At 70.9% G+C, this 21,911-nt stretch carries 23 protein-coding genes; all 23 read right to left on the reverse strand.

Translation table 11 applies throughout. From position 1 onward, the window contains the following. Positions 1–231: 231 nt before the first annotated feature. On the reverse strand, positions 232–1,155 hold the full coding sequence (locus B5F23_RS08475) for a TIGR02452 family protein (RefSeq protein ID WP_087353735.1): 924 nt from the start codon (positions 1,153–1,155) through the stop codon (positions 232–234). Between the two features lie 130 nt (positions 1,156–1,285). Further along, positions 1,286–2,923 carry a DNA repair protein RecN gene (gene recN / locus B5F23_RS08480; RefSeq protein ID WP_087353739.1) on the reverse strand — a complete coding sequence of 546 codons (1,638 nt, stop codon included), beginning with the start codon at positions 2,921–2,923 and terminating at the stop codon, positions 1,286–1,288. A 43-nt stretch (positions 2,924–2,966) separates the two neighbouring features. Next, positions 2,967–3,824 carry an NAD(+)/NADH kinase gene (locus B5F23_RS08485; RefSeq protein ID WP_087353742.1) on the reverse strand — a complete coding sequence of 286 codons (858 nt, stop codon included), beginning with the start codon at positions 3,822–3,824 and terminating at the stop codon, positions 2,967–2,969. A gap of 96 nt (positions 3,825–3,920) precedes the next feature. Continuing rightward, positions 3,921–4,658 (reverse strand): TlyA family RNA methyltransferase, encoded by a 738-nt coding sequence (locus B5F23_RS08490; RefSeq protein WP_087353745.1) that lies wholly within the window; start codon positions 4,656–4,658, stop codon positions 3,921–3,923. A gap of 2 nt (positions 4,659–4,660) precedes the next feature. After that, on the reverse strand, positions 4,661–4,960 hold the full coding sequence (locus B5F23_RS08495; RefSeq protein ID WP_087353747.1) for an exodeoxyribonuclease VII small subunit: 300 nt from the start codon (positions 4,958–4,960) through the stop codon (positions 4,661–4,663). A gap of 4 nt (positions 4,961–4,964) precedes the next feature. Then, positions 4,965–5,489, reverse strand: coding sequence for a transcription antitermination factor NusB (gene nusB / locus B5F23_RS08500; RefSeq protein ID WP_087353750.1), 525 nt, complete (start codon positions 5,487–5,489; stop codon positions 4,965–4,967). Position 5,490: 1 nt separating this feature from the next. Next, the gene (locus B5F23_RS08505; protein WP_087353753.1) at positions 5,491–5,853 is read right to left on the reverse strand and encodes an Asp23/Gls24 family envelope stress response protein; all 363 of its coding nucleotides are present in this window, start codon (positions 5,851–5,853) and stop codon (positions 5,491–5,493) included. 159 nt (positions 5,854–6,012) lie between these two features. After that, entirely contained in the window at positions 6,013–6,576 is a 564-nt protein-coding gene (gene efp / locus B5F23_RS08510) for an elongation factor P (protein WP_087353756.1), read from the reverse strand. A gap of 90 nt (positions 6,577–6,666) precedes the next feature. Beyond that, entirely contained in the window at positions 6,667–7,050 is a 384-nt protein-coding gene (locus tag B5F23_RS08515) for a DUF956 family protein (protein ID WP_087353759.1), read from the reverse strand. A 121-nt stretch (positions 7,051–7,171) separates the two neighbouring features. Further along, the gene (locus B5F23_RS08520; protein ID WP_087353763.1) at positions 7,172–8,116 is read right to left on the reverse strand and encodes a PTS system mannose/fructose/sorbose family transporter subunit IID; all 945 of its coding nucleotides are present in this window, start codon (positions 8,114–8,116) and stop codon (positions 7,172–7,174) included. Between the two features lie 19 nt (positions 8,117–8,135). Then, the gene (locus B5F23_RS08525; RefSeq protein WP_087353766.1) at positions 8,136–8,948 is read right to left on the reverse strand and encodes a PTS mannose/fructose/sorbose transporter subunit IIC; all 813 of its coding nucleotides are present in this window, start codon (positions 8,946–8,948) and stop codon (positions 8,136–8,138) included. A 13-nt stretch (positions 8,949–8,961) separates the two neighbouring features. After that, positions 8,962–9,960 carry a PTS sugar transporter subunit IIB gene (locus tag B5F23_RS08530; RefSeq protein ID WP_087353770.1) on the reverse strand — a complete coding sequence of 333 codons (999 nt, stop codon included), beginning with the start codon at positions 9,958–9,960 and terminating at the stop codon, positions 8,962–8,964. Between the two features lie 309 nt (positions 9,961–10,269). After that, the gene (locus tag B5F23_RS08535) at positions 10,270–11,394 is read right to left on the reverse strand and encodes a M24 family metallopeptidase (RefSeq protein ID WP_087353772.1); all 1,125 of its coding nucleotides are present in this window, start codon (positions 11,392–11,394) and stop codon (positions 10,270–10,272) included. 26 nt (positions 11,395–11,420) lie between these two features. Continuing rightward, positions 11,421–12,656 carry a hypothetical protein gene (locus B5F23_RS08540; RefSeq protein WP_087353776.1) on the reverse strand — a complete coding sequence of 412 codons (1,236 nt, stop codon included), beginning with the start codon at positions 12,654–12,656 and terminating at the stop codon, positions 11,421–11,423. After that, the gene (locus B5F23_RS08545; protein ID WP_087353779.1) at positions 12,653–13,198 is read right to left on the reverse strand and encodes a shikimate kinase; all 546 of its coding nucleotides are present in this window, start codon (positions 13,196–13,198) and stop codon (positions 12,653–12,655) included. Before B5F23_RS08545 ends, B5F23_RS08540 begins: the two co-directional genes overlap by 4 nt. Before the next feature lie 403 nt (positions 13,199–13,601). Continuing rightward, positions 13,602–14,105: a YqeG family HAD IIIA-type phosphatase gene (locus B5F23_RS08550; protein WP_087353780.1), complete on the reverse strand. Its 504-nt coding sequence runs from the start codon at positions 14,103–14,105 to the stop codon at positions 13,602–13,604. Between the two features lie 3 nt (positions 14,106–14,108). Further along, positions 14,109–15,389, reverse strand: coding sequence for an endolytic transglycosylase MltG (gene mltG, locus B5F23_RS08555; protein WP_087353783.1), 1,281 nt, complete (start codon positions 15,387–15,389; stop codon positions 14,109–14,111). 9 nt (positions 15,390–15,398) lie between these two features. Continuing rightward, positions 15,399–15,812, reverse strand: coding sequence for a Holliday junction resolvase RuvX (gene ruvX / locus B5F23_RS08560; protein ID WP_087353785.1), 414 nt, complete (start codon positions 15,810–15,812; stop codon positions 15,399–15,401). Between the two features lie 13 nt (positions 15,813–15,825). Continuing rightward, entirely contained in the window at positions 15,826–18,489 is a 2,664-nt protein-coding gene (gene alaS, locus B5F23_RS08565; protein WP_087353788.1) for an alanine--tRNA ligase, read from the reverse strand. 270 nt (positions 18,490–18,759) lie between these two features. Next, complete coding sequence (locus B5F23_RS08570; RefSeq protein WP_087353791.1) at positions 18,760–20,079, reverse strand: AI-2E family transporter; 1,320 nt, start codon at positions 20,077–20,079, stop codon at positions 18,760–18,762. Between the two features lie 42 nt (positions 20,080–20,121). Continuing rightward, complete coding sequence (locus tag B5F23_RS08575; protein ID WP_087354027.1) at positions 20,122–20,907, reverse strand: SigB/SigF/SigG family RNA polymerase sigma factor; 786 nt, start codon at positions 20,905–20,907, stop codon at positions 20,122–20,124. Positions 20,908–20,971: 64 nt separating this feature from the next. Beyond that, the gene (locus B5F23_RS08580; protein WP_087353795.1) at positions 20,972–21,340 is read right to left on the reverse strand and encodes a hypothetical protein; all 369 of its coding nucleotides are present in this window, start codon (positions 21,338–21,340) and stop codon (positions 20,972–20,974) included. Between the two features lie 8 nt (positions 21,341–21,348). After that, a complete protein-coding gene (locus B5F23_RS08585; RefSeq protein ID WP_087353797.1) occupies positions 21,349–21,894 on the reverse strand; it encodes a DUF948 domain-containing protein in 546 nt (181 codons plus the stop codon). Positions 21,895–21,911 lie beyond the last annotated feature (17 nt).

Raw genomic sequence — 21,911 nt, forward strand, 5'->3', positions numbered from 1 at the left:
CGCGCTGGCTCGCACCCGGGCGCGGTCCTAGGCGGCGAGAAGAGCGTTCTTCTCGCCAGACGGCGAGGTGCGTGCAGGTTGCGGACGGTTCGGCCGAGAAAAGCGTCCGCAACCTGCACCCTCCCTGGGAACGTGCAGGTTGCGGACGGTTCGGGACCGAAAAGCGTCCGGAAGCAGCATACTCCTCGGAAACGTGCGGGTTGTGGACGGTTCGGCCGAGAAGAACGACGGCTACAGGTACTTGCGCCAGTCGTCTTCCTCGTCCTCGGCGGCCTCGGACGCGGCTCGCTCGGCCTCGGCGGCGCGCTCGGCGCGGCTCACGTACGACGCCGCGTTGGCCTCGGGGAAGGTGGCCAGCGCGTGCTCGAAGACCTCGAGGTTCTCGTCCGCGCGCCCGCGCGGCACGGCAAAGACCACCTCGCGCGCCACGTGCGCGCCGCCCGCGAGCTCGGCGCGGAAGGCCTCGGCCACCGTTGCCGCGTCCCAGCCAAAGACGCCGCAGCCGAAGGCGCCCAGGACCAGCCTCTGGTGCCCCAGCTCGTCGGCGATTGCCATGACCAGCCGCACGCGGTCGGCGAGCGCCGCCGCCAGGGCCTCGTCGGCCACCTTGTACTCCTCGCGGGCGCGCCGCGCGTCGGGCGCCGCGGCGACGATGACGTCCGCGTAGGAGTGGTAGCCGTCGCGCTCGAAGCGCACGCGCGGCACCACGAGCGCGCGGTTGCGGTACAGGTGGCAGTTCACGTTGCGCCGGCGGTTCTCGGCGTACCAGCCGCCCTTCTCGGAGAGCACGTTGTAGAGGAAGCTCGAGGCGCAGAGCGCCTGCTCCTGGCCCCAGGCACCCCGCTCGTAGGAGCCGCCGGGCCACAGGAAGCTCGCGAAGTCCAGGACCGCCAGGTCGCAGGCCGAGGCCAGGCCCCGCCCCAGGCGCAGCACGGCGGCAACGGAGTCCTCGTCGACCACGGTCACGCTCGGCACGCAGCCCTCGGCGCCGGAGGGCGGCTCGGGGGCTCCGTCAAAGGCACGCGTGGCCAAGACGGCGCGCGCGATCTCGTCCGGGAAGCGACGGCCCATCTCCTCGACGTGGCGCCTGGCCTGCTCCGAGCGGCTCGGGCCGCGTCCCCCGCGCTCCCCGCGACGTGCGTTCCTCTCGGCCATGTGCGCTCCTCTCGACGTCTGCCAACGCCGCCATTCTCCCACAACGCGCAGGGCCCGGCCCGAGAAGTGCGGCGGGCGGGCCCGGCGAGAAAAGCGACCGGTCGAGCGCCCCGAGCCCGCGGCGGCGACGCTACGCGCGCCCGCGCGAGGCGAGCATCTCGCGGGCAAGGTCCCGGCTCGCCTCGCCGGTGTCCCCGGAGAGCATGCGCGCGACCTCGGCCACACGGTCCTCGCCGGAGATCTCCACGAGCGAGGTCTCCGGCACGCCGCCCTCGCCGGCGGACTTGCGCACAAGATAGTGCTTCTCAGCGGCCACCGCCACCTGCGCGAGGTGCGTGACCACGATGACCTGGTGCGTCTGCGCCAGGCGCGCCAGCACGCCCGCGAGCGCCACCGCGGTCGCGCCGCCCACGCCGGCGTCCACCTCGTCAAAGACGAGCGTCTCGCAGTCGTCCGCCTCGCCGAGCACCACCTTGAGCGCCAGCATCACGCGGCTGACCTCGCCTCCCGACGCGATCCTGCGCAGCGGCCGCGCCGTGAGCCCGGCGCCCGGGCGGTACAGGAACTCCACGCGCGACGGCCCCCGCCGGCCCCACTCCGCGCGGGGCAGGCGGCCCTGCTCGACCTCGAGCGAGGCGGACCCCATCTCGAGGGACGCCATCTGCTCGGTGACCGCCGCGGCCAGGCGCGGGGCCGCCTCGGCGCGAACCGCGTCGAGCGCGTCGGCCGCCTCGGCCAGCTCGGCCTCCCGGCGACGCAGCTCCCGCTCGGCACGTCGCTCGAGCTCCCCGCCGTCCCCGGCGGCCGCGACGACCTCGCGTGCCTCCTCGCGCCGGGCGAGGACGTCGTCCATGCGCGGCCCGTAGGCACGTCGCAGGCCCTCGAGCGCGGCGAGGCGCGCCTGGAGGCGCTCGAGCTCCTCCGGGTCGAAGTCAACCTCGTCCGCGTAGTCGCGCAGCTCGCCGGACACGTCCTCCACGTCGATGAGGGCGCTCTCGAGCGCCTTGGCCCACCGCCCGAGCGACTCGTCGAAGCGCGAGGCCTCCTCGAGGGCGCGCACGGCGTCGGCGAGCGCGTCGCACGCCCCGGCGTCCCCCGAGAGCAGCTCGCGCGCGCCCGCGGCCGCGGCCATGAGCGCCTCCCCGTGCTCCACGCGCGGCAGCTGCGCCTCGATCTCCTCGAGCTCGCCCTCGCGCGGGTCGACCTCGTCGATGCGCCGCAGCACGAAGGCGGCCTCGTCGAGCCGCTCGCCCGTCGCGCGCCCGAGCTCGCGCACGCGCTCGAGCTCGCGCGCCGCCTCGTCGGCCGCCGAGAGCGCGTCGCGGTAGCCGGCGAGCGCGTCGGCGGCCGGCGCGCCGATCCAGGAGTCGAGCAGCTCGACGTGGGTCTGCACGGCAAGGAGGCGCTGGTGCTCGTGCTGGCCGCACAGGTCGACGGAGGCGCCCACGCGCGTCGCGAGCTCGCGCACGCTCGCCATCCTCCCGTCGAGCTCGACGCGCCCGCGGCCGTCCGCAGAGACGCGGCGGCGCACCACGACCCCGTCCTCATCGGCGTCGCGCAGGAACAGGCGCCCCTCGACCTCGAGCCCGGGGGCGCCCTCGCGGACCTGGCCCGCGTCGGCGCGCTCGCCCACGAGCAGCTTGATCGACGAGAGCAGCGCCGTCTTGCCGGCGCCCGTCTCCCCCGTGAGCACGGTGAGCCCCGCGGACGGCTCGATGGTCGCGTCGTGGATGAGCGCGACGTCGCGCGCGTGCAGCTCGGCGATCATGCGTCCCGCCGTCCGTTTCCGCGCGTCGCGCCTCCCCGGGGAATCACTTTCCCACCTGCCCGTAGAACACCCTCGAGACCGAGTCGTAGAAGCTCTGCGAGCTCCGGTCGAGAAGGACGAGGTCGCCCGGGCCGCGCCGCACGCAGGCGCGCACGCCCACGCTGTCCTTCTCGCGACGCACGGGCTGCCCGTCCGCGAAGAAGTGGCGCATGGCGGGGCGCTCCGGGCTCATCTCGATCTCCACGACGTCCGAGGGCGAGGTGAGAAACGCCCGCGCCATGATCGTGTGCGGGGCTATGGGCACGCAGACCATGCCCCTGAACTCAGGCGTGACGATGGGGCCTCCGGCCGCCAGCGCGTAGCCGGTGGAGCCGGTTGCGGTGGAGACCACGAAGCCGTCCCCGCGCAGCCGGTCGATGTGCTTGCCCGAGACGGAGACGTCGAACTCGACCATGTCGCCCGCGCCGCCGCGCGAGAGCGCGAAGTCGTTGAGGGCGAAGCTGTGGCGCGTGTAGGTGGTGCCGTCGGGGCGCTCGAACTCGCACTCCACGTCGAGCGTGGCGCGCCTTGACACGTGAAGCTCCCCGGCCAGGGCGTCGCGCACCGTGACCATGAGGTCCTCCGGCCCCGCCGCGGTGAGAAACCCCAGGTGGCCGTAGGATATGCCGAGCACGGGAACGCCCGCGTAGCCCACGATGCGCGCGGCGCGCAGGAGCGTCCCGTCACCCCCGAGCGACACCACGAGGTCGCAGTCGTCGGCGCTGTCCACGGCAAGCGGGAAGCGCCTCTTGTCGTGGGCCCACGCCACGTCGACGCCCCGCTCGTCGAGCCAGTCCTCGAGGCGGCGGGCGCTCTCCATGGCGTCCTCGCGCGCATGGTTGACGACGATGAGAACCTTCACGGCAGCCCTTCTCCCGAAAGCGTACACGCATTCGATTCTACCCCGCCCGGGGGCGCTTGCGACGCGCGATCTGCGCGCGGGCCCTCGAAGCGCGCCCTAGGCGCCCAGATTGCCGCAGAGCAGGTACTCCACGTTGCCCTTGTGGCCGGTGATCGGGCTCTCCACGCTGCCGCGCACGCTCAGGCCCCCCTCGACGAAGGCGCTCCGCACCCGCTCGAGCGCCGCGGCGCGCACGGAGGCGTCGCGCACCACGCCCCCCTCCCCCACGTCCTCGCGCGCGGCCTCGAACTGGGGCTTCACCAGCGTGAGGAAGGTGCCTCCGGGCCTGAGCAGCGCCAGCACCGCGGGGAGCACCGTGGTCACTGAGGTGAACGAGACGTCGCAGACGGCAACGTCGACGACGCCCGTGCCCAGGATCGCCGGAACGTCCACGACGTTGGTGCGCTCGAGCAGGCGCACACGGGGGTCGCGGCGAAGCTCCCAGGAGAACTGGGCGTAGCCGACGTCAACGGAGGTCACGGACGCGGCACCGCGCTTGAGCAGGCAGTCGGTGAAGCCGCCCGTCGAGCAGCCCACGTCGAGGCAGTCGCGCCCGCGCACGTCCACGCCAAACGCCTCGAGCCCGCGCTCGAGCTTGAGGCCGCCGCGACTCACGTAGCGCGCGCGGCCGCGCACGTGCAGCTCGATTCCCGGCAGCACCTGCTCGCCGGGCGAGTCCATCCTGCGGTCGGTGGTGGAGACGTCGCCGGCCAGCACGGCGCGCAGCGCCACGTCGGCGGACGAGAAGAACCCCTGCTCGACGAGCTCGGCGTCAAGGCGGCGGCGTCGGGGCATCGCTACTTCCCGGAGGCGTCGGCGTCGCCCTGGCCGGCGGGCTCGCCCTGCCCGGCCTCCCCCTCCGGCTCGGCCTCCCCCTCCTCGGAGGGAGCCTGCGCCAGGCGCGCCTCCTCCTCGGGCGAGAAGTCCGTGGCGTCCACGAGGCTCACGGCCTTGGACCCGAGCGCGATTGCCTCGTCGAAGAGGTCGAGCGAGCGCTCGAGGGAGACGTCCTTGTCGCGCACCTGGGCGACGATGTCGTCGAGGCGCTCGGTGATCTCGGAGAAGCTCTGGTAGCGCGAGACGTCCACGCGGGCCATGGGGCTAGGCCTCCGCGACGCCGTCGGCCGGGGCGGGAGCCTCGTCGGCGGGGGCCTCGTCACGCTCGGCGGCACGCGTGCGCGCGGCCTCCCGGGCGGCGGCGACGACGTCCACGCCCGCCTCGAGGTCGTCGGCCACGCGGCCGAGCACGCCGTTCACGAAGCGCGAGGACTCGTCGGTGCCGTAGGCCTTGGCGAGCTCCACGCACTCGTCGATGGTGATGGGGACGTCGACGTCGTCCACGAGCAGCATCTCGTAGAGCGCGAGGCGCAGCAGGTTGCGGTCGACGGCGTTGAGCCGCGAGAGCGACCAGCCGCGGGCGCGCATCGAGATGACGGCGTCCAGGTCCGGGCGGACCTCGTCGGCGCCGAGCGCGAGCCGGCGGGCGTAGTCGTCGAGAGGGCCCTCCGAGAGGGCGTACTCGCCGTCCAGCACCTCGATGACGGCACGGCCGTTCGCCTCGGCCTGGAACAGCAGCTGAAGGGCCTGGCTGCGGGCGAGGGTGCGCCCGCCGAAGTGAGTGCTCAAGTTACTCCTTGGGGAAGACGAGGCTGTCAATGCACACGTCGACGGCGGAGACCGCAACGCCGATCTGCTCGGTCACCGCGCGCGCGACCTCCTCGCGGACGTCGGCGGCCAGCTTGGTGAACGGGTAGCCGTAGAACACGGCGAGGTGGACGGTCACGTGGAGCTTGTCGTCCTCGACGAAGGACTCCACGGCCTTCTCCGGGGCGACGCTCCTGCTCGTGAAGACCGAGATGAGGCTCGAGGCGATGTCGTTGCCCCCGACGGATGCGACGCCCTCGACGCGACGCGCGGCGATGGAGACGATGGTGGAGACGACATCCTTGGAGATGCCGATGCCAGAGACGTGAAGCTCGCTTTCGGCCATGGAGACCCCCTTGTCGAACCCGGGCGCGCAGCCCTCTATCCAGTCATCCAAACAGTATACCCGTTGGCGGGCGCGCCCGCCGCGGCCGGGCGGCGGGCGACAAAAAAGCCCGCGGGACCGAGGCCCCGCGGGCGGCTCTGCCTGCGAAGGGCGACGAGTCTACACGCGGCTCACGAACTTGCCGGTGCGCGTGTCGACCTTCACGCGCTCGCCCTGGTTGAGGTACATCGGGACCTGGATGACGGCGCCGGTCTCGATGGTGGCGGGCTTGGTGCCGCCCTGGACGGTGTCACCCTTGAAGCCGGGGTCGGTCTCGGTGATCTCGGCCTCGATGAACATCGGGGGCTCGACGCCCAGAAGCTCGGTGTCGGCGTAGAGGAGCTGGGCGTTGTCGTTCTCCTTGAACCACTTGGCGTTGTCGCCGATGAAGTCGGCCGGGAGCTCGACCTGCTCGTAGGTCTCGTTGTCCATGAAGTAGTAGGTGCCACCGTCGTTGTAGAGGTACTGCATCTCCTTGGTGATGAGCTGCACGTTCTCGAACTTGGTGCCGGCGTTGCAGGTCTGGTCGATCACGCGGCCGGTCTTGAGGTCACGGATCTTGTAGCGGACGAAGGCGCCGCCCTTGCCGGGCTTGACGTGCTGGAACTCGACGATCGTGTAGTACTTGTCGTTGATCTTGAGGCCCATGCCGTTCTTGAAGTCTGCCGTGCTGATGGTTGCCATGTTGCGCCTTTCTGGTCGTACTCGCATACGGGCAGGTATTTTAGCACGCCTCCCGCCCGACCACCAAAACGCTAAACTGCGCCCGAGACGCTAGCCGCGGCGCGTGACCTTGTGCCAGAGGCCCGCGACGCCGGCACGAAGGACGTCGAGGAAGTCCATGGAGCGCAGGACCTTCTCGTTGCCTATGTGGTTGCGCACCACGCGCAGCGCCGCCTTGTTGTCGCGCGTGGAGAACGCGAAGTGGCCGTTCTGCTTGGTGAAGACCGCCCAGCGCGAGATGTGCCGCCCGAAGATCACCGACGCGCTCACGTAGTCGACCTCGTCCCACGGGATCTGGATGTAGTCCTCGACGTTTCGGTCGTTGTAGAACTCGAGGGCCTTGTCCCCGAGCATCATCTTGCCGTACGTGCCGAGCCCGACGAAGAAGGTGGCCGGGATCGTGAGCTCGACCTCCTTGTTCTGAGACTGTGCCATGGTGATCTCCCCTTTCGCATTGCGGGGCCGCGCCCCCGCCGCAAGGTGCCATTGTGACACTTTTGGCGAGGGCGCGGCCCCTTTGAGCGCGACGACGGGCGTCGCGAGGTCGGCTCCGATCCTAGAGCAGGCGGGCGAGATGGCCGAGGATGCCCACGGCGAACATGCCGATAATGATGACGATCGGGGAGACCTTCTTCTTGAGCAGCCAGCAGCACAGCAGCGTCACGCCCACGGCGGCGAGGCCGGGGATGAGCTGGTCGAGGTTGGCCTGGAGCGTGGTGACCTTGTCGATGCTCAGGCCGGTGGCGCCGAGCGAGCTGTACTGGGACAGCGCGCTCTGGATGGCGTCCGCCACGCCCTGGCCGCCGCCGTTGGCGGTCTCGGCGATGGCGTTCCAGTCGATGTAGGCGCCCTCGGACTGGGTGACCGTGGAGACGATCGGGGTGAACTTGATGGACACCCAGCGCTCCACCAGGCCGCCGATGACGAACATGCCGAGGATGGAGGCGCCCTCGGTGATCTTGCCCATCAGGCCGCCGGAGAGGTCCTTGGTGATGGAGGTGCCGAGCTTGTAGCCAAACTCCTGCGTGTACCACTCAAAGGCCAGGCGGATGACGTTCCAAGCCACGAAGAACAGGATCGGGCCCATGATGGAGCCACCCATGGCGAGCGAGGCGCCGAGGGCACCGAGCAGCGGGCGAAGGGTGAACCAGAAGACGGGGTCGCCGACGCCGGCGAGCGGGCCCATCATGCCGACCTTGACGCCCTGGATGGCCGCGTCCTCGACGGGTGCGCCGTTGGCACGGTCCTCCTCGAGGGCGAGCGTGACGCCGATGACCGGGGACGACACGTACGGGTGGGTGTTGTAGAACTCCATGTGACGCTTGAGCGCCGCGATCTGGTCTTCCTTGTTGGGATAGAGCTTCTTGATGGCGGGAATCATCGAGAAGCACCAGCCGCCGTTCTGCATGCGCTCGTAGTTCCAGGAGCCCTGGAGGTACTGGTGGCGGAACCAAACCGCAAGGCGGTCGTTCTTGGAGAGCGTAATCTTCTTGTCTGCCATTTAAGCCTCTCCTCCCTTCCTACTCGTAGTCGTCCAGGATGTCGCCGAGCGGGTCGCCCGAGCCAGCGGCGCCGGCACCGGACTTGGCGACCTCCTTGAGGCCCAGGTAGATGAGGGCCAGGGAGATGCCGATGACGCCGAGGGCGATGAGGGTGAGCTGGGAGATGGCGGCGAGGCAGAAGCCCAGCGCGAAGAACGGCCAGACCTCCTTGGTCGCCATCATGTTGATGACCATGGCGTAGCCGACGGCCGCGACCATGCCGCCGCCGATCGTCATGCCGTCGCTGAGCCAGGCGGGCATCATCTGGAGAGCGCCCATGACGGCCTCGGACGGGATGAAGCACAGGGCCGCGGCCGGGATGGCGATGCGGATGCCCTGCAGGCAGATGGCGATGATGGACCAGAGGTCGATGGCGAAGAAGTCGCCACGCGCCGCCGCGCCGTCCATGATGTGGACGATGGGGATGGCGATCGTACGGACGATCATCGTGAGGAAGAGGCCAGCCACGGACAGCGGCACGGCCACGGCGATGGCCGTGGTGATGGCCTGGCTCTGGTCAGCGCCGGAGTTGAGCGCGAGGACCATCAGGATTGCCGAGGCCACCGACGCGAGCGCCGCGTCAGGGGCGACGGCGGCGCCGACGTTGGCCCAGCCGAGGGCCATCATCTGCAGGGTGCCGCCGAGGATGATGCCGGCGTCGAGGTGACCGCTCACCAGACCGATGAGCGTGCACGCGACGAGCGGCTGGTGGAACTGCCACTGGTCAAGAACGCCTTCCATGCCGGCGAGGAAGGCAACGATGACAATCAGGATGATTGTGAATACCGACATGTTTCCCTCCTTCTTATGCCTGTGCGGCCAGCTCGGACTTGGCCTTCTTCATCATGGAGTCGAAGTTCTCGGGCGAGTCCGCCGGGACCTTGCGGACGTCGAACTCGACGCCCAGGGAGGCGAGCTTCTCGAGGCACTCGACGTCGGCCTGGTCCATGGCGATGGCGTTGGTCACGACGACCTTGCCCACGGAGTGGGCCATCGAGCCGAGGTTGACCTTCTTGATGTCGACGCCGCCCTCGATGCAGGCCAGGAGGTCCTGCGGGGTCTCGAAGAGCAGCATCGCCTTGGTGGCGCCGAAGCGCGGGTCCTTGGCGACCTCGATCATCTTCTTGATCGGCACGACGTGGGCCTTGACTCCCGGAGGCGCGGCCTGCTGGATCATCGTCTTGCGCAGCTCGTCGTGAGCCACGCCGTCGGAGACGACGATGATGCGGTCCGGGTTGGTCTGCTTGGTCCAGGTGGTGGCCACCTGGCCGTGGAGCAGACGGGTGTCGACGCGGCACATCACGAACTTGATGTGGCCGTCGCCGAGCACGGTGCCCTCCGGGATGGCGCCGGCCGGGGCAGCTGCGGGCGCGACGGCGGCAGGGGTTGCCTCCGCGGGAGCGAGCTCCTCGGGCTTGATGCAGACGCCGGCCTTGGCCTCGGGGTAGATCTCCTTGGCCACGTCGGCAGCGGTCTCGGCGCCCATGCGGGCACCGTAGGCCGAGATGAGCATCGGCAGGTTCATTCCGCCGACTGCCACCCAGTTCTCGTGCCCCTCCTCGCCGAGCAGGAGCGAGACCTGGTTCCAGGGCGTGCCGCCCTGGAGGTCGACCAGGAACAGCACCTGATCCTGGTCGTCGAAGCCTGCGACGGCCTCGAGGATCTTGGCCCTGAGGTCGTCAGGCCCCATCTCGGGCATGAGCGTCACGGCTGCGACGTTCTCCTGCGGGCCAAAGATCATCTGGCCGGACATCTTTATGCCCTCGGCGAACGTGCCATGACTGGCTAGAACAATGCTAACCACCGCTTACCTCCTTCGTTGTTTCGCGGACCCTTACCTACGGACAGATGCGTGCGGCAACGGATTCCCCCTGCACAACTTCTCCCCCGTTGCTCCACGCACCGTCCACATTCTACCAACTTGTGAACACCTCGTGAAGACGTTCCGCTCACATTTCTGGGGATAGCGGCGGGGGCGGAGGCGCCGGCCCGGCAGTTCCCGACCCATGCGCGAGCAGGGGGTTCTTCTCGCCGGGCGAGAAGAACCCCCTGCCGTGTCTGCCCTCGTTTGCGCAAGGCCCGAAGACGCGCGCGGACGACCCCCGTGCGGCGGCTAGGCCCCCACGACGACGAGGTCGTGCGTGGAGCGCGTGAAGGGCTCGAAGCCGCCCTCGGTGACCACGCCGAAGTCCTCGAGCCTGATGCCGAACCTTCCGGGCAGGTAGATGCCCGGCTCGATGGTCACGACCGAGCCGGCCGGGACCGGGCGGTCCCAGCTGCGGTTGAAGTTGGGGCGCTCGTGGATCTCGAGGCCCACGCCGTGGCCGAGGCCGTGCTTGAAGTAGTCGCCGTAGCCGGCCTCCATGATGACGTCGACGGCCACCTGGTGGACGTCGCGCCCCACCACGCCCGCGTGGACCGCGGCGGCGCAGGCCTCGTGGGCGCGGCGCACCACGTCGTAGACCGCGCGCTGCTCCTCGGAGGGCTCGCCCACGCAGACGGTGCGGGTCATGTCGGAGTGGTAGTCGCGGTATCCCGCGCCGTAGTCCATGACGATGAGGTCGCCCTCGCGGACCACGTAGGGGCCGGGCTGGGCGTGCGGGTTGGCGCCGTTGGGCCCGGCGGCGATGATCGTGGAGAAGGACAGCTCGTCGGCGCCGTGGGAGAGCATGTAGTTCTCGAGCTCGACGCGGATCTCCTGCTCGGTCTGGCCGGCGCGGATGTAGCCGCAGATGTGGTCGAAGGCCGCGTCGGTCACCTCCTGGGCGCGCGCCATGAGCTCAATCTCCTCGGCGTCCTTGACCGAGCGCAGGTCGCAGATGTCACCGTGCAGGCGCGGGGTCAGGCAGGCGATCCCGGCAGCGGAGCACGCGGCGAGAAAGGCGTCGTAGAACGCGAGGTCGCAGGTGTCCTCGACGGCCACCACGCGCGCGCGGGCCTGGGCCACGCGCGCCGCGGCCCAGCCGGCCGGGTCAACGAGGTCCTGGTCGATCAGCCAGGGGCAGTCCTCGCCCAGGCGCTCGCGGAAGGTGTTGTAGTAGCGCGAGTCGGTGTGGAGCCACAGGCCCTCCGCGCTCACCACGGCCGTGTGGGCGTGCTCGAAGTCGAAGGTGCGCTCGGCCCCGGTGAGCCAGCGCAGGTCGGGGTTGTTGCGCAGCACGACCGCGTCGTAGCCGCGCTCCTCCATGAGCTCGCGCAGGCGCGCCACGCGCCCGGCGACGGTCTTTGCGTCTGCCATGTTCCTGTCCTCCCTGTCTTGGTGTTCTATGCGCGGCCGGCGGCGTCTGCGGCGGGCCGGCTCGCGCACCAGGCCCCCACGTGCTCGGCGAGCGTCTCCTGGGCGACGGCCGCGAGGCGCACGCGCCCGAGCGAGCGCGGCAGCGCGAGCATGAGGCGGTTGGTGCGCCGGAAGCGCTCGTCGACCAGGGCCTCGAGCAGCGCGCGCTCGTCCACGGCCACGCCCGTCTCGCCCACCCCGAGGCGCTCGAGCAGCTCGTCGACGGCAAACATGTCGTCCACCGCGAGCGACTCGAGCGCGACGCCGAGCCGCGAGGCGAAGCGCAGGCCGTCGCCGAGCGCCGTCGAGGCGGCCACGTCGGACCCGGCCACGCGCATGAGGGCGTGCGCGAAGCTGCGCCCGAGCTCCATCGACTGCCTCACGGCCGCAGAGGTCGACGCGACGACCTTGCCACGCGACTTGACGCTGTCCTGCAGCTGGGCCACGAGGGCCGACTCGCTGCCGGAGGCGAGCTCGTCGGCGGCGTCCCACAGGCGGCCGAAGGCCTTGTCGGACTCGCAGACGGCCGTCTGGACCATGAGGGCGAAGGCGAGCCGCATGGGCTCTGACGCGACGTCGAGGTCGAAGAGCTCGGTGTCGATCGTCGAGAAGCGCGCCGTCCCCTCGCGCTCCACCATGCGCGGCAGGCCCGGGAGGTCGAGCGCGCGGGGGGTGGTCGCGGCGGCCACGGCCGCGGCGGGGTCGAGCGGGACCTCGGCGAGCGAGACGCCCCCGCACCACGTCGAGCACGCGAACGACGCCACGGAGAGCGCCTCGTAGCCGCCCACGGCGACGACCACGTCGTCGGCGGTGATCTTGAGCTCGGCGAGCAGCTCGTCGGTCGCCGCCACGGCGGCGAGGTCGCACGTGGACGCGGGGAGCTCGGCGATGCGCAGGTCGAAGCCCTTGTCGGAGATGCTTCTGCGCAGCGTTTCGAGCGCGGCGTCGGCGGTGGCGCCGGCCTCGTAGACGAGCGCGCAGCCATGCGGCCGGCCCACGGCGGACTTCAGCGTCTGCGCGAGGTCCGAGAGTATGCCCGTGCCCGCGCGCAGGTCCATCGAGCCCGAGCGCAGCGTGACCCACTGGCGCACGCGCGGCGGGGTGTAGGACTTGGCCGGGGCCGCCTTCTCGGCGACCGCGTCCTTCTCGGCACGCACGTCCTTCTCGGCGCCCTGCCCCGCCTCGGCGTCCGGGCGAGCCTCGGCCGTCGTCTCCTCGCTCATAAGAGCCCCCTCTCCCAGAGCAGCTGCCCCGCCTCGGAGGCCACCTGCTCGAACGTCTTTCCGCGAATGTCGATCCTGAGGTCGGACGCCGCCTCGTAGAGCGGGCGGCGGTGTCGGTAGACCTCGGCGGCGTGCTCGGCCGACCCGAGGTCGGGGCGCCTCTCGGGACAGCGGATCTGGCGCAGCGAGTCGGCCAGGTCGCCGTCGAGAAACACCACGACGCCCATCTCGCGCATGAGCGCACAGTTCTCGGGGCGCTCCACGATGCCCCCGCCGCAGCTCACGAGCAGCGACTTGCGGCCGGCGAGGCGCCTGAGCTCGCGCGTCTCCGCGGCGCGGAAGGCTCCCTCGCCCTCCGACGCGAAGATCTCCGCCACGCTCAGGCCGAGCGCGCGCTCCACGAGACGGTCCGTGTCGACGCTGGGGCGGTGGAAGAGCGCGCCGAGGTTGCGGGCGAGCGTCGACTTGCCCGCGCCGAGAAACCCCACGAAGAAGATGTGGTCGCACCCCTCGTGGACAACGTATCGAGAATCCCCCGGCACCTCGCTCCCCTTCTGCCGCTGACGTCAGGCCATGATTCTAGCAGTGCGCGCCGATGAGAAGAACCTCGCGGGCGCGCGGCGGCGGGCCAGCGCCGCTCTTCTCGCCGCCGCGTCCTTCTCGCCCATCCGCCCCCCGCGCGTCGCACGACGCGGGTTTCCTAAGCGCGAGAAGAACCCCAACAGGCGATTTGCGGCCCCGCCCGCCCGGACGGCGCACAATTCCGGAATTGTGCGGCGCCCGGAGAGCGTCGCGGGGCAAAAGCCCTGTTGGGGGCTCTTCTCGCTTAAGAAAACGCCGTCGTGACAGGCTGCGCGCCGCACAATTCCGGAATTGTGCGACGCGGGGGGGGCACGGACCCGCGGGCCGCCGGCGAGAAGGACCTCGCGGCAGCACGCAGGCGCCCTACTCCCCCTCGAAGCGGGCGCCGCGCAGCGCGAGGCGCTCGAAGAGGCGGAAGACGTGCGTGTACCAGAGGTCGCTTCTCGACTGCGGGCGCACGAGGATAGTCCGCACGCCGGCGAGGTTGCCGGCGACGACGTCGGTGAAGACCTGGTCGCCGACCATCACGGTGCGCTCGGGCGTCGCCCCCATCAGGCGCATCGCGCGGCGCAGGGCGAACGGCGCGGGCTTCATCGCGTGGTCCACCACCGAGCAGCCCATCTGGCGCGCGGTCTCGCCCACCTGGGATGAGTGAAAGTTGTTGGACACGAGGCACAGCGAGAGCCCCGCCTCGCGGGCGCGCGCGAGCCACGCCATGACCTCGGCCGGGGGCTCGCCGACGTCGCGCGGGACGCACGTGTTGTCGCGGTCGAGCAGGACGAGCTCGACGCCGGCGCCCACGAGCTCGTCAACGTCGACGAGCGGCAGCGACGCCACGTAGCGCGTGGCGCGAAAGACCGACCCCATGCGCTACTCCTGCGGGCGGTTGGCGATGGCCGCCTCGTGCTCGGCCAGCGTCTCGGAGAACGCCGAGTAGTCGCCGCTCAGGAAGAAGTAGTAGTAGCTCGTGTCGTTGGGGTTGCAGGCCGCCTGGATCGACGCGAGGCCCGGCGAGCAGATCGGCGTGGGCGTGAGGCCGGCGCGCGTGTAGGTGTTGTAGGCGCTGTCGACCTCGAGGTCGGCCGCCGTGACGTCGCGCCCGAGCTCGTAGACGAGCGTGGCGTCGCTCTGCAGGTTCATGCCGGTGGACAGGCGGTTGTAGAAGACGGAGGCCACGTCGGCGCGGTGCTCGTCGGAGCCCGCCTCGCGCTCGATGATCGAGGCGAGGGTGATGATGTCGTGCTCGCTCATCGTGACGCCGTAGCGGCTCTGGATCTGCGCCGCGCTCGCGGAGAAGTCGATGCCGGCGACCTCGGCCTGGTACTGGTCGAGCATCGCGCGAATCACGGCGTCGGCCGTGAGGTCGCTCTGACCGGAGAAGTCGTAGGTCTTGGGGAAGAGGTAGCCCTCGAGCGTGCCGTCGCCCGCGTCGGCGAGAAACGCGTAGTCGCCGACGTAGTTGGCCGCCATCGCCTGCGCCGTGAAGTCGGAGGCGGAGATGCCGAGCGACTCCTCGACCGTCGCGGCGATCTGCGCGAGCGTGTAGCCCTCGGGGATGACGAGCTGCGCGGTCGAGGCGTTGGGGCCCGCGGTGAGCAGCTCGATGATGCTCGTGAGGTCGGCGCCCGTCGTCAGGCTGTAGGCGCCGGGCTTGAGGGAGGACTCGGCCTCGGTGCGGCGCACCTGGGCGAGAAACTCGCTCTTGTTGGCGATGACGCCGTTGTCGAAGAGCAGGTCGGCCACGGCGGCGGCGCCCGAGCCCTCGGGGATGGTGATGGTCACCTGGTTGCCGGGCACGACCTCCTGGGTGGCGTCCCCCTGGCTGCCGCCCGTGAGGGCGGGGACCACGACGAACACGGCGAGGCCCACCACGACGAGCGCCGCCACGACGGCGCCGACGATCGCGGCGACGCGGCCGCCGCCCCCGCCGCCCTGCTGGCGCCGCACGTTGCCCGAGCCGGCGCGCTGGGTCGCCGCGGCGGTGCGGCTCGAGACCCTGCCCCCGGCGAGCGCCGAGCGCGGCGCGCGCGCCTGCGTGGACGGGCCCGCGGGGGCGTGAGGCGTGGGGTCGCCCGCGTGCGCGCCGCCCCGGGATCCGCCTGCGAAGTGGGACCCCCCGCGACGGGGGGGACGGTTGGTGGGTGCTGCCATCGTGCCCTCTCAGATATGCCTGGCGTCGAGCCAGGACTGAAGGAACAGGGACGCCGCGACCATGTCCACCCTGCCGCGCATGCCCCGCTCCGTGAGACCCTGCTCCCTCAGAATACGCTTCGCCTCCGCCGACGAGAGCCGCTCGTCGGCAAACTCCAGCGGAAGTCCGCAGGAAGCCGCAATCCTATGGGCTGCATCCTTGATGCGCTGAGCCTGGGGCCCCTCCTCGCCGGCGAGCGTCATGGGCAGCCCGGCGAGAAGGACCTCGGGCTCCCAGTCCTCGAGCACGCGCCTGAAGCTCCGCGCGTGGGCGAGGACCTCGGCCGCGGGCAGGACGCACACGGGGGAGGCGACGCGGCCCTCGGGGTCGCTCACGGCCACCCCCACGCGCACCTCCCCTATGTCGAGCGCGAGGACCCGCACGTCTCCGCCTGCGCTACCTGAGCCCGAGCGCCGCGCGCGCCGCGTCGAGCGCCGCGTCGATGCCCGACGGGTCGGAGCCGCCGGCCTGGGCCATCTGCGGCTTGCCGCCGCCGCGGCCGCCCACGAGGCCGGCGACGTCCTTGATGACGGCGCCCGCGGAGAAGCCGTGCTCCACGGCCCCGTCCGTGCCGCCGGCGAGAAGGGCGACCTTGCCCTCGGGCGTGGCGGAGGCGATCACGCAGGCAACGGGCTCGCCGCCGGCGGCGTCGCGGATGCCGTCCCAGGCGGAGCGCATCTCCTTGCCCGAGAGGCCGTCCAGGCGCGCAACGACCACCTTGTAGCCGTCCATCTGCACGGCGCCCTTGAAGGCCTCGGCGACCTTGCCGGCGCCGGCGCCGGTCGTGGCGGCCTCGAGGGCCTTGCGCGTCTCGCGCAGCTCCTGGCCGAGGGACGCCACGCGCTCGGCCACCGCGTCCGGGCGGCACTTGAGCTCGTGGGCCGCCTCGTCGAGGACGAGCAGGCGCTCGTCGAGGTACTCGATGGCTCCCATCGAGGTCACGGCCTCGATGCGGCGGGCGTTGGAGCCCACGGAGCTCTCGGAGACGATCTTGAACAGGCCCAGGTCGGCGGTGTTGCGGGCGTGGGTGCCGCCGCACAGCTCGCGCGAGAAGGGCTCGTCGGACTCGCCGGTGGAGACCACGCGCACGACGTCGCCGTACTTCTCGCCAAAGAGGGCCACGGCGCCGGAGGCCTTGGCCTGGTCGAGGCCCATGACGCGCGTGACGATGGGCTCGGCGGCGAAGATCTCCGCGTTCACCAGGCCCTCCACGCGGGCGAGCTGCTCGGCGGTCATGGCCTCGAAGTGCGTGAAGTCGAAGCGCAGGCGGTCGGGGGCCACGAGCGAGCCGGCCTGGGAGACGTGGGCGCCCAGGACCTTCTTGAGCGCGGCGTCCAGCAGGTGCGTGGCGGTGTGGTTGCGGCGGATGAGCTCGCGGCGCCCGGCGTCGATGGCAGCCGTGACCTCGTCGCCCACGGCGAGCGCGCCCTCCTCCACCACGGCGGCGTGCGCGTAGAGGCCGCCCTTGGCGTGCGTGCCCGTCACGCGCAGGCGCGCGCCGGCGGCGGCGATGGAGCCCGTGTCGCCGCACTGGCCGCCCATCTCGGCGTAGAACGGCGTGACGTCGAGAACCACCTCGACCTCGGCGCCGGCCTCGGCGCGCTCGACGGAGGCGCCGCCCTCCACGATGGCGAGGACGCGAGCGGCGGACTCGTTCGCCTCGTAGCCCACGAACTCGGTGGCCGCCAGCGTGTCGGAGAGCTCGGTCCAGACGTCGTTGAAGGTGCCCCAGGCGTCGCGGTTGGCGGAGGCGCGGGCGCGCTCGCGCTGCTCGGTCATGCAGGCGTCGAAGGCATCCATGTCCACGGCGTGGCCGGCGGCCTCGGCGATCTCGCGCGTGAGGTCGATCGGGAAGCCGTAGGTGTCGTGCAGCTTGAAGGCCACCTCGCCGGGCAGGACGGCGCCGTCGGACAGCGCGTCCAGCTCCGCGTTGAGGCTCTGCTCGCCGGCGTCGAGCGTGGCCGAGAAGCGCTCCTCCTCGGCGTGCACGATGCCCTCGATGAGCGCGTGGTTCTCCACGATGGCCGGGTAGACGTCGCCCATCAGGCGGCAGACCTCGTCGACGTAGGTGCCGAGGAACGCGCCCTCGATCCCGAGGATGCGGCCGTGGTAGACGGCGTGGCGCAGCAGGCGGCGCAGCACGTAGCCGCGGCCCTCGTTGCCCGGGATGATGCCGTCGCCGATCATGAAGGTGACGGCGCGCGCGTGGTCGGCCAGGATGCGCAGGCTGCGGTCGCGCCCGGCCTCGGCGCCGTAGGTCACGCCGGAGAGGCGCTCGCCCACGCCGATGAGGCCGCGCAGCAGGTCGCCGTCGTAGTTGGTGGACTTGTGCTGCATGATGGCCGCGATGCGCTCGAGGCCCATGCCGGTGTCGATGTTCTTGTGCGGGAGGTCGGGCATCGAGCCGTCCTCCTGGCGGTCGTACTGCGTGAAGACGAGGTTCCAGAACTCCAGGAAGCGGTCGCAGTCGTCGCAGCCCGGGCCGCAGTGCTCGCCGCCGCAGCCGAACTCCTCGCCCTGGTCGAAGTAGATCTCGGAGCACGGGCCGCACGGGCCGGTGGGACCGGCCGCCCAGAAGTTGTCGTCGGCGCCGAGGCGCGAGATGTGGTCGTAGGGGACGCCCTGCTCGTGCCAGAGCTCGATCGCCTCGTCGTCGTCCTCGAAGACGGTCATGTAGAGGCGCTCCTTGGGCAGGCCCAGGTGCTCGGGGCTCGTGATGAAGTCGTAGGCCCAGGCGATGGCGTCGGCCTTGGAGTAGCCGCCGAAGGAGAAGTTGCCGAGCATCTCGAAGAAGGAGAGGTGCGTGGCGTCGCCGATGTTGTCGATGTCGTTGGTGCGCAGGCACTTCTGGCAGGACGTGGCGCCGATCTCGGCCATGGTCCTCTTGCCCTGGTAGTACTCCTTGAACTGGTTCATGCCCGCGTTGGTGAGCAGAAGCGACGGGTCGTCCGGGACGAGCGAGGAGGACGGGCAGAGCTTGCAGCCCTTCTCCTCGAAGAACCGGAGGAAGTCCTCGCGGATCTCGGCGGTGGTCATGGTCTTGTAGTCGGCGGTGCTCATGTGTCTCCCCCAGGTTGGGTGCTGGCTCGTGTGTAACCGCGACATTATAGCGCGAGCGACGCGGCGAGAAGAACCTCGCGGTCCTTCTCGCCCGTCACGGCGTGTAGGAGCCAAGCGACACTCTGGAGCTCAGAACTGTCGTTTTGCTCCTACGGCCGGCAATTGTAGGCACAAACCGTCATTTTGCCGCGTGAAAGCGTCGCTGCGCGCCCACAGCCAGCACCCGTGGGCACGCGCAGACGCTCCGCCGAGAAGACCGTCCGCACGCTCCTACGACTCGGCGCCGGAGTCGTCCCCGCCGCCGCGGCGAGCGCCGAGGCGGTCCCAGAGCCGCTTCCAGGGGCTGTCCGGCCGCGGCGCCGCCGTGGCGTCCGCCCTGTCGCGCGGGGCGGGCATGATCTCGGACTCCGCGAAGCGCTCCTCCCCGAGGGCGTCGCTCGCGGGAACGGGCCTCCCCTCCCCGTCGTGGAAGGGCGTCCCCCTGAACAGCGCGCCGTCATACGAGACGATCTGCTCGCCCGAGCGCGTCTCGAAGTAGAAGACGAAGAGGCCCTTGGCGATGGCGCACAGCGGGATGGCCACCACCATGCCGAGCGGCCCCATGAGAGCGGAGCCCACCATGATGGCGAGCAGCGACAGGACGGGGTGGATCTGCATCGTGGACTGGTTGATGCGCGGCACAATGAGGTTGTCGGTGACGTTTTGCGCCACCATGGCGGCCACCATCGTCCAGAAGGCCATCGTCGGGCTGTAGAAGAGCGCCACGCCGGTGGCGATGATCGCGGAGACCGAGGGGCCGACGACCGGGACGAAGTTCAGCACGCCGGAGAGCACGCCCATGAGCCCGGCGTAGGGGTGGCCGGCGAGCATGAAGCCCACGCAGGCGAGGCTGCCCTGGATCAGCGAGTCGATGAGGGTGGAGCGCAGGTAGCCTCCCACGGAGCGCGAGACCACGGCGAGCGTCACGCGGTAGTCGTCCGCGCGGCGCGGGCCCAGCACGAGGCAGATCTCCTCGTTGATGCGCGGGTAGTCGCACACGAGCCAGAACGCGAAGACCAGGCCGAGAAACACCGTGAACACCGTCGAGGCGATGTTGCTCACGGCGGGAACGAGCCCGTTGCTGATCGCGGAGAGCAGCGCAGAGACGAGCCCGGTGAGCATGCTCTGCAGCGAGCTGACGAGCGCCCCGGTGTCGACGTACTCGCCGATCTGCTGGAAGAGGTCGTACTGGCGCTCGAGCCCCGCCGCCCACGAGCCGAGCCCCGAGATGCGCGCGGGGAGGTCGCTCAGGAGGTCGGTCATCTGCGAGAAGAACAGCGGGATGATGAGCGAGAAGAGCAGCACCACGGCGAGCGCCACCACCACGACGCCCACGATCGACGCGACGCCGCGCGGCACGCGGTGACGCGAGAGCAGGTTGACGAGCGGCGAGGCGACGTAGGCGGCGAGGCAGCCGACGGCGAGGAACAGAAGGACGCTCGAGAGCCTGTCCAGCACGGCGAGCACGACCGCCGCGACGACGAGGACCCCCACGACCGTCCACACGCGCACGAAGGCGAGGCGGGCGCCCCCCTCCCTCGACTGGCCCATGTCTCTCCTCTCGTGTCCGCACCGCGGCGCGCAGGCGCGGACCTAGGCGACCCCGATCCCCTCCGGGTCGATCTTGTCCTGGATGCGGCGCAGGGTGCGGCGCAGCAGCCTCGACACCTGCACCTGGGAGACGCCGAGCCGCTCGGCTATCTCCACCTGCGTGAGGCCCTCCACGAAGCGCATGCGGATGACGTCGCGCTCGCGCGGCGAGAAGTCCGCGATGGCCTGCTCGAGCACCATGCGGTCGTCGGACGCGGCGAGGTCTGCGTCCTCGGTCGCGTAGTGGTCGATGACCGCGGGGCTCTCGTCGTCCTCGCCCGACCCGCCGCCCTCGAGCGGCACGGAGCTGTAGGCGGCGGAGGACTCGATCGCCTCGAGCACCTCGTCGACCGAGGCGCCCACGTGCTCGGCGATCTCGGCGACCGAGGGGCTCCTCTGCAGCGCGTTGGTCAGCTCGTCGGTCGCCACGTTGATCTTGGCGGAGAGCTCCTGCAGGCGGCGCGGGACGCGCACCGACCAGCCCTTGTCGCGGAAGTGGCGCTTGATCTCGCCCATGACGGTGGGCGTGGCGTAGGTGGTGAACTCGAGCCCGCGCTCCGGGTCAAAGCGGTCGATCGCCTTGATGAGGCCGATCGTGCCCACCTGGACGAGGTCCTCGAGCGACTCGCCGCGGTTCTTGAACTTGGAGGCGAGGTAGCGCACGAGGTTGATGTGGCTGACGATGAGCTGGTCGCGCGCCTCGGCGTCACCCTCCTGCTTGTAGCGGCGGAAGAGCTCGCGGGTGCGGTCCTTGTCCCAGGCGGTGTGCCCGGAGCGGACGCGGCGCATCCGACGGGCGGAGGCCCGCTCGGCGAGCTCGGCGCGGTCGTCGTCCCTGCGCTCGGCGCCTCCCCTACTCTCCATGGGTGCCTTCCGCCCGCTTGACCAGGTGCAGCGTCGCGCCGTCGTCGACGAAGGTGAACTCGTCGCACACGGCGTCGAGAAGGACCTCGACGAGCTCGGTCGAGTCGTCGTCGGCCTCGAGCCCGCCGAGCGAGAAGTCCATCGTGATGGCGCTGGCACCGAGCGTGAAGGCCACGTCGACCGCCCCGGGGTCCGTGGCGCACGCGTACACGAAGCCCTCCTCGGCAATCATGCGGACGTCCTCGACGTCCTCGACGCTCATGTCGCAGCTGACGGCGAGCGCCGAGGCGGTCATGCGCACGCAGCGCGCGAAGGCGGCCTCGGCGGGGATGGTCAGCTGCACGTTCTTGGTTTCCATCGTCTCTCCTACTCGGCGTCTGCGGCGGAGTCGGCGGCGCGCTCGGGGGCGGGGGCCACCTCGGCGTAGTCGACGTAGCGGGTCGGCGCCTCGTCGCGCGGGGCCTCGTCGGCGCGGCCGCCCTCGGCGTGCGCGTCGAGGCGGGCCACCTCGTCGGAGGTCGCGCCCCTCAGGCGCGAGACGACGCTCGCCACGCCCGACGCGGCGCTCTCGGCGACGCGGTTGACGGCCCCGGTGACGGTCGAGGCGGTGCCGGAGACCGAGGAGACGTCCTCGAGGATGCCGCCGACGCGCTCGAGCGAGGCGTTGGCGGAGTCGAGGGTCGCCTCGGCCTTCTCGATCACGGGGACGACGCGCTTGGAGGCGGGCTCGAGCTCGTCCATGATGCCGTCAAGCTTGGCCACGATGGGCTGGGCCTGCTCGATGACCTCGTTTGCCGAGGTGGTGAGCTTGTCGATGTCGCGGCGCGCCGAGCGCATGGTCAGCGCGACCTCCACGGCGGCCCACACGCCCGCCACGGCGAGCACGACGAGTGCGATCTGCAGGTAGTCCATGGTTCCTCCTCAGCGCG

It is taken from the genome of Olsenella sp. An188, from assembly GCF_002160255.1.
Taxonomy (GTDB): Bacteria; Actinomycetota; Coriobacteriia; order Coriobacteriales; family Atopobiaceae; genus Thermophilibacter; species Thermophilibacter avistercoris.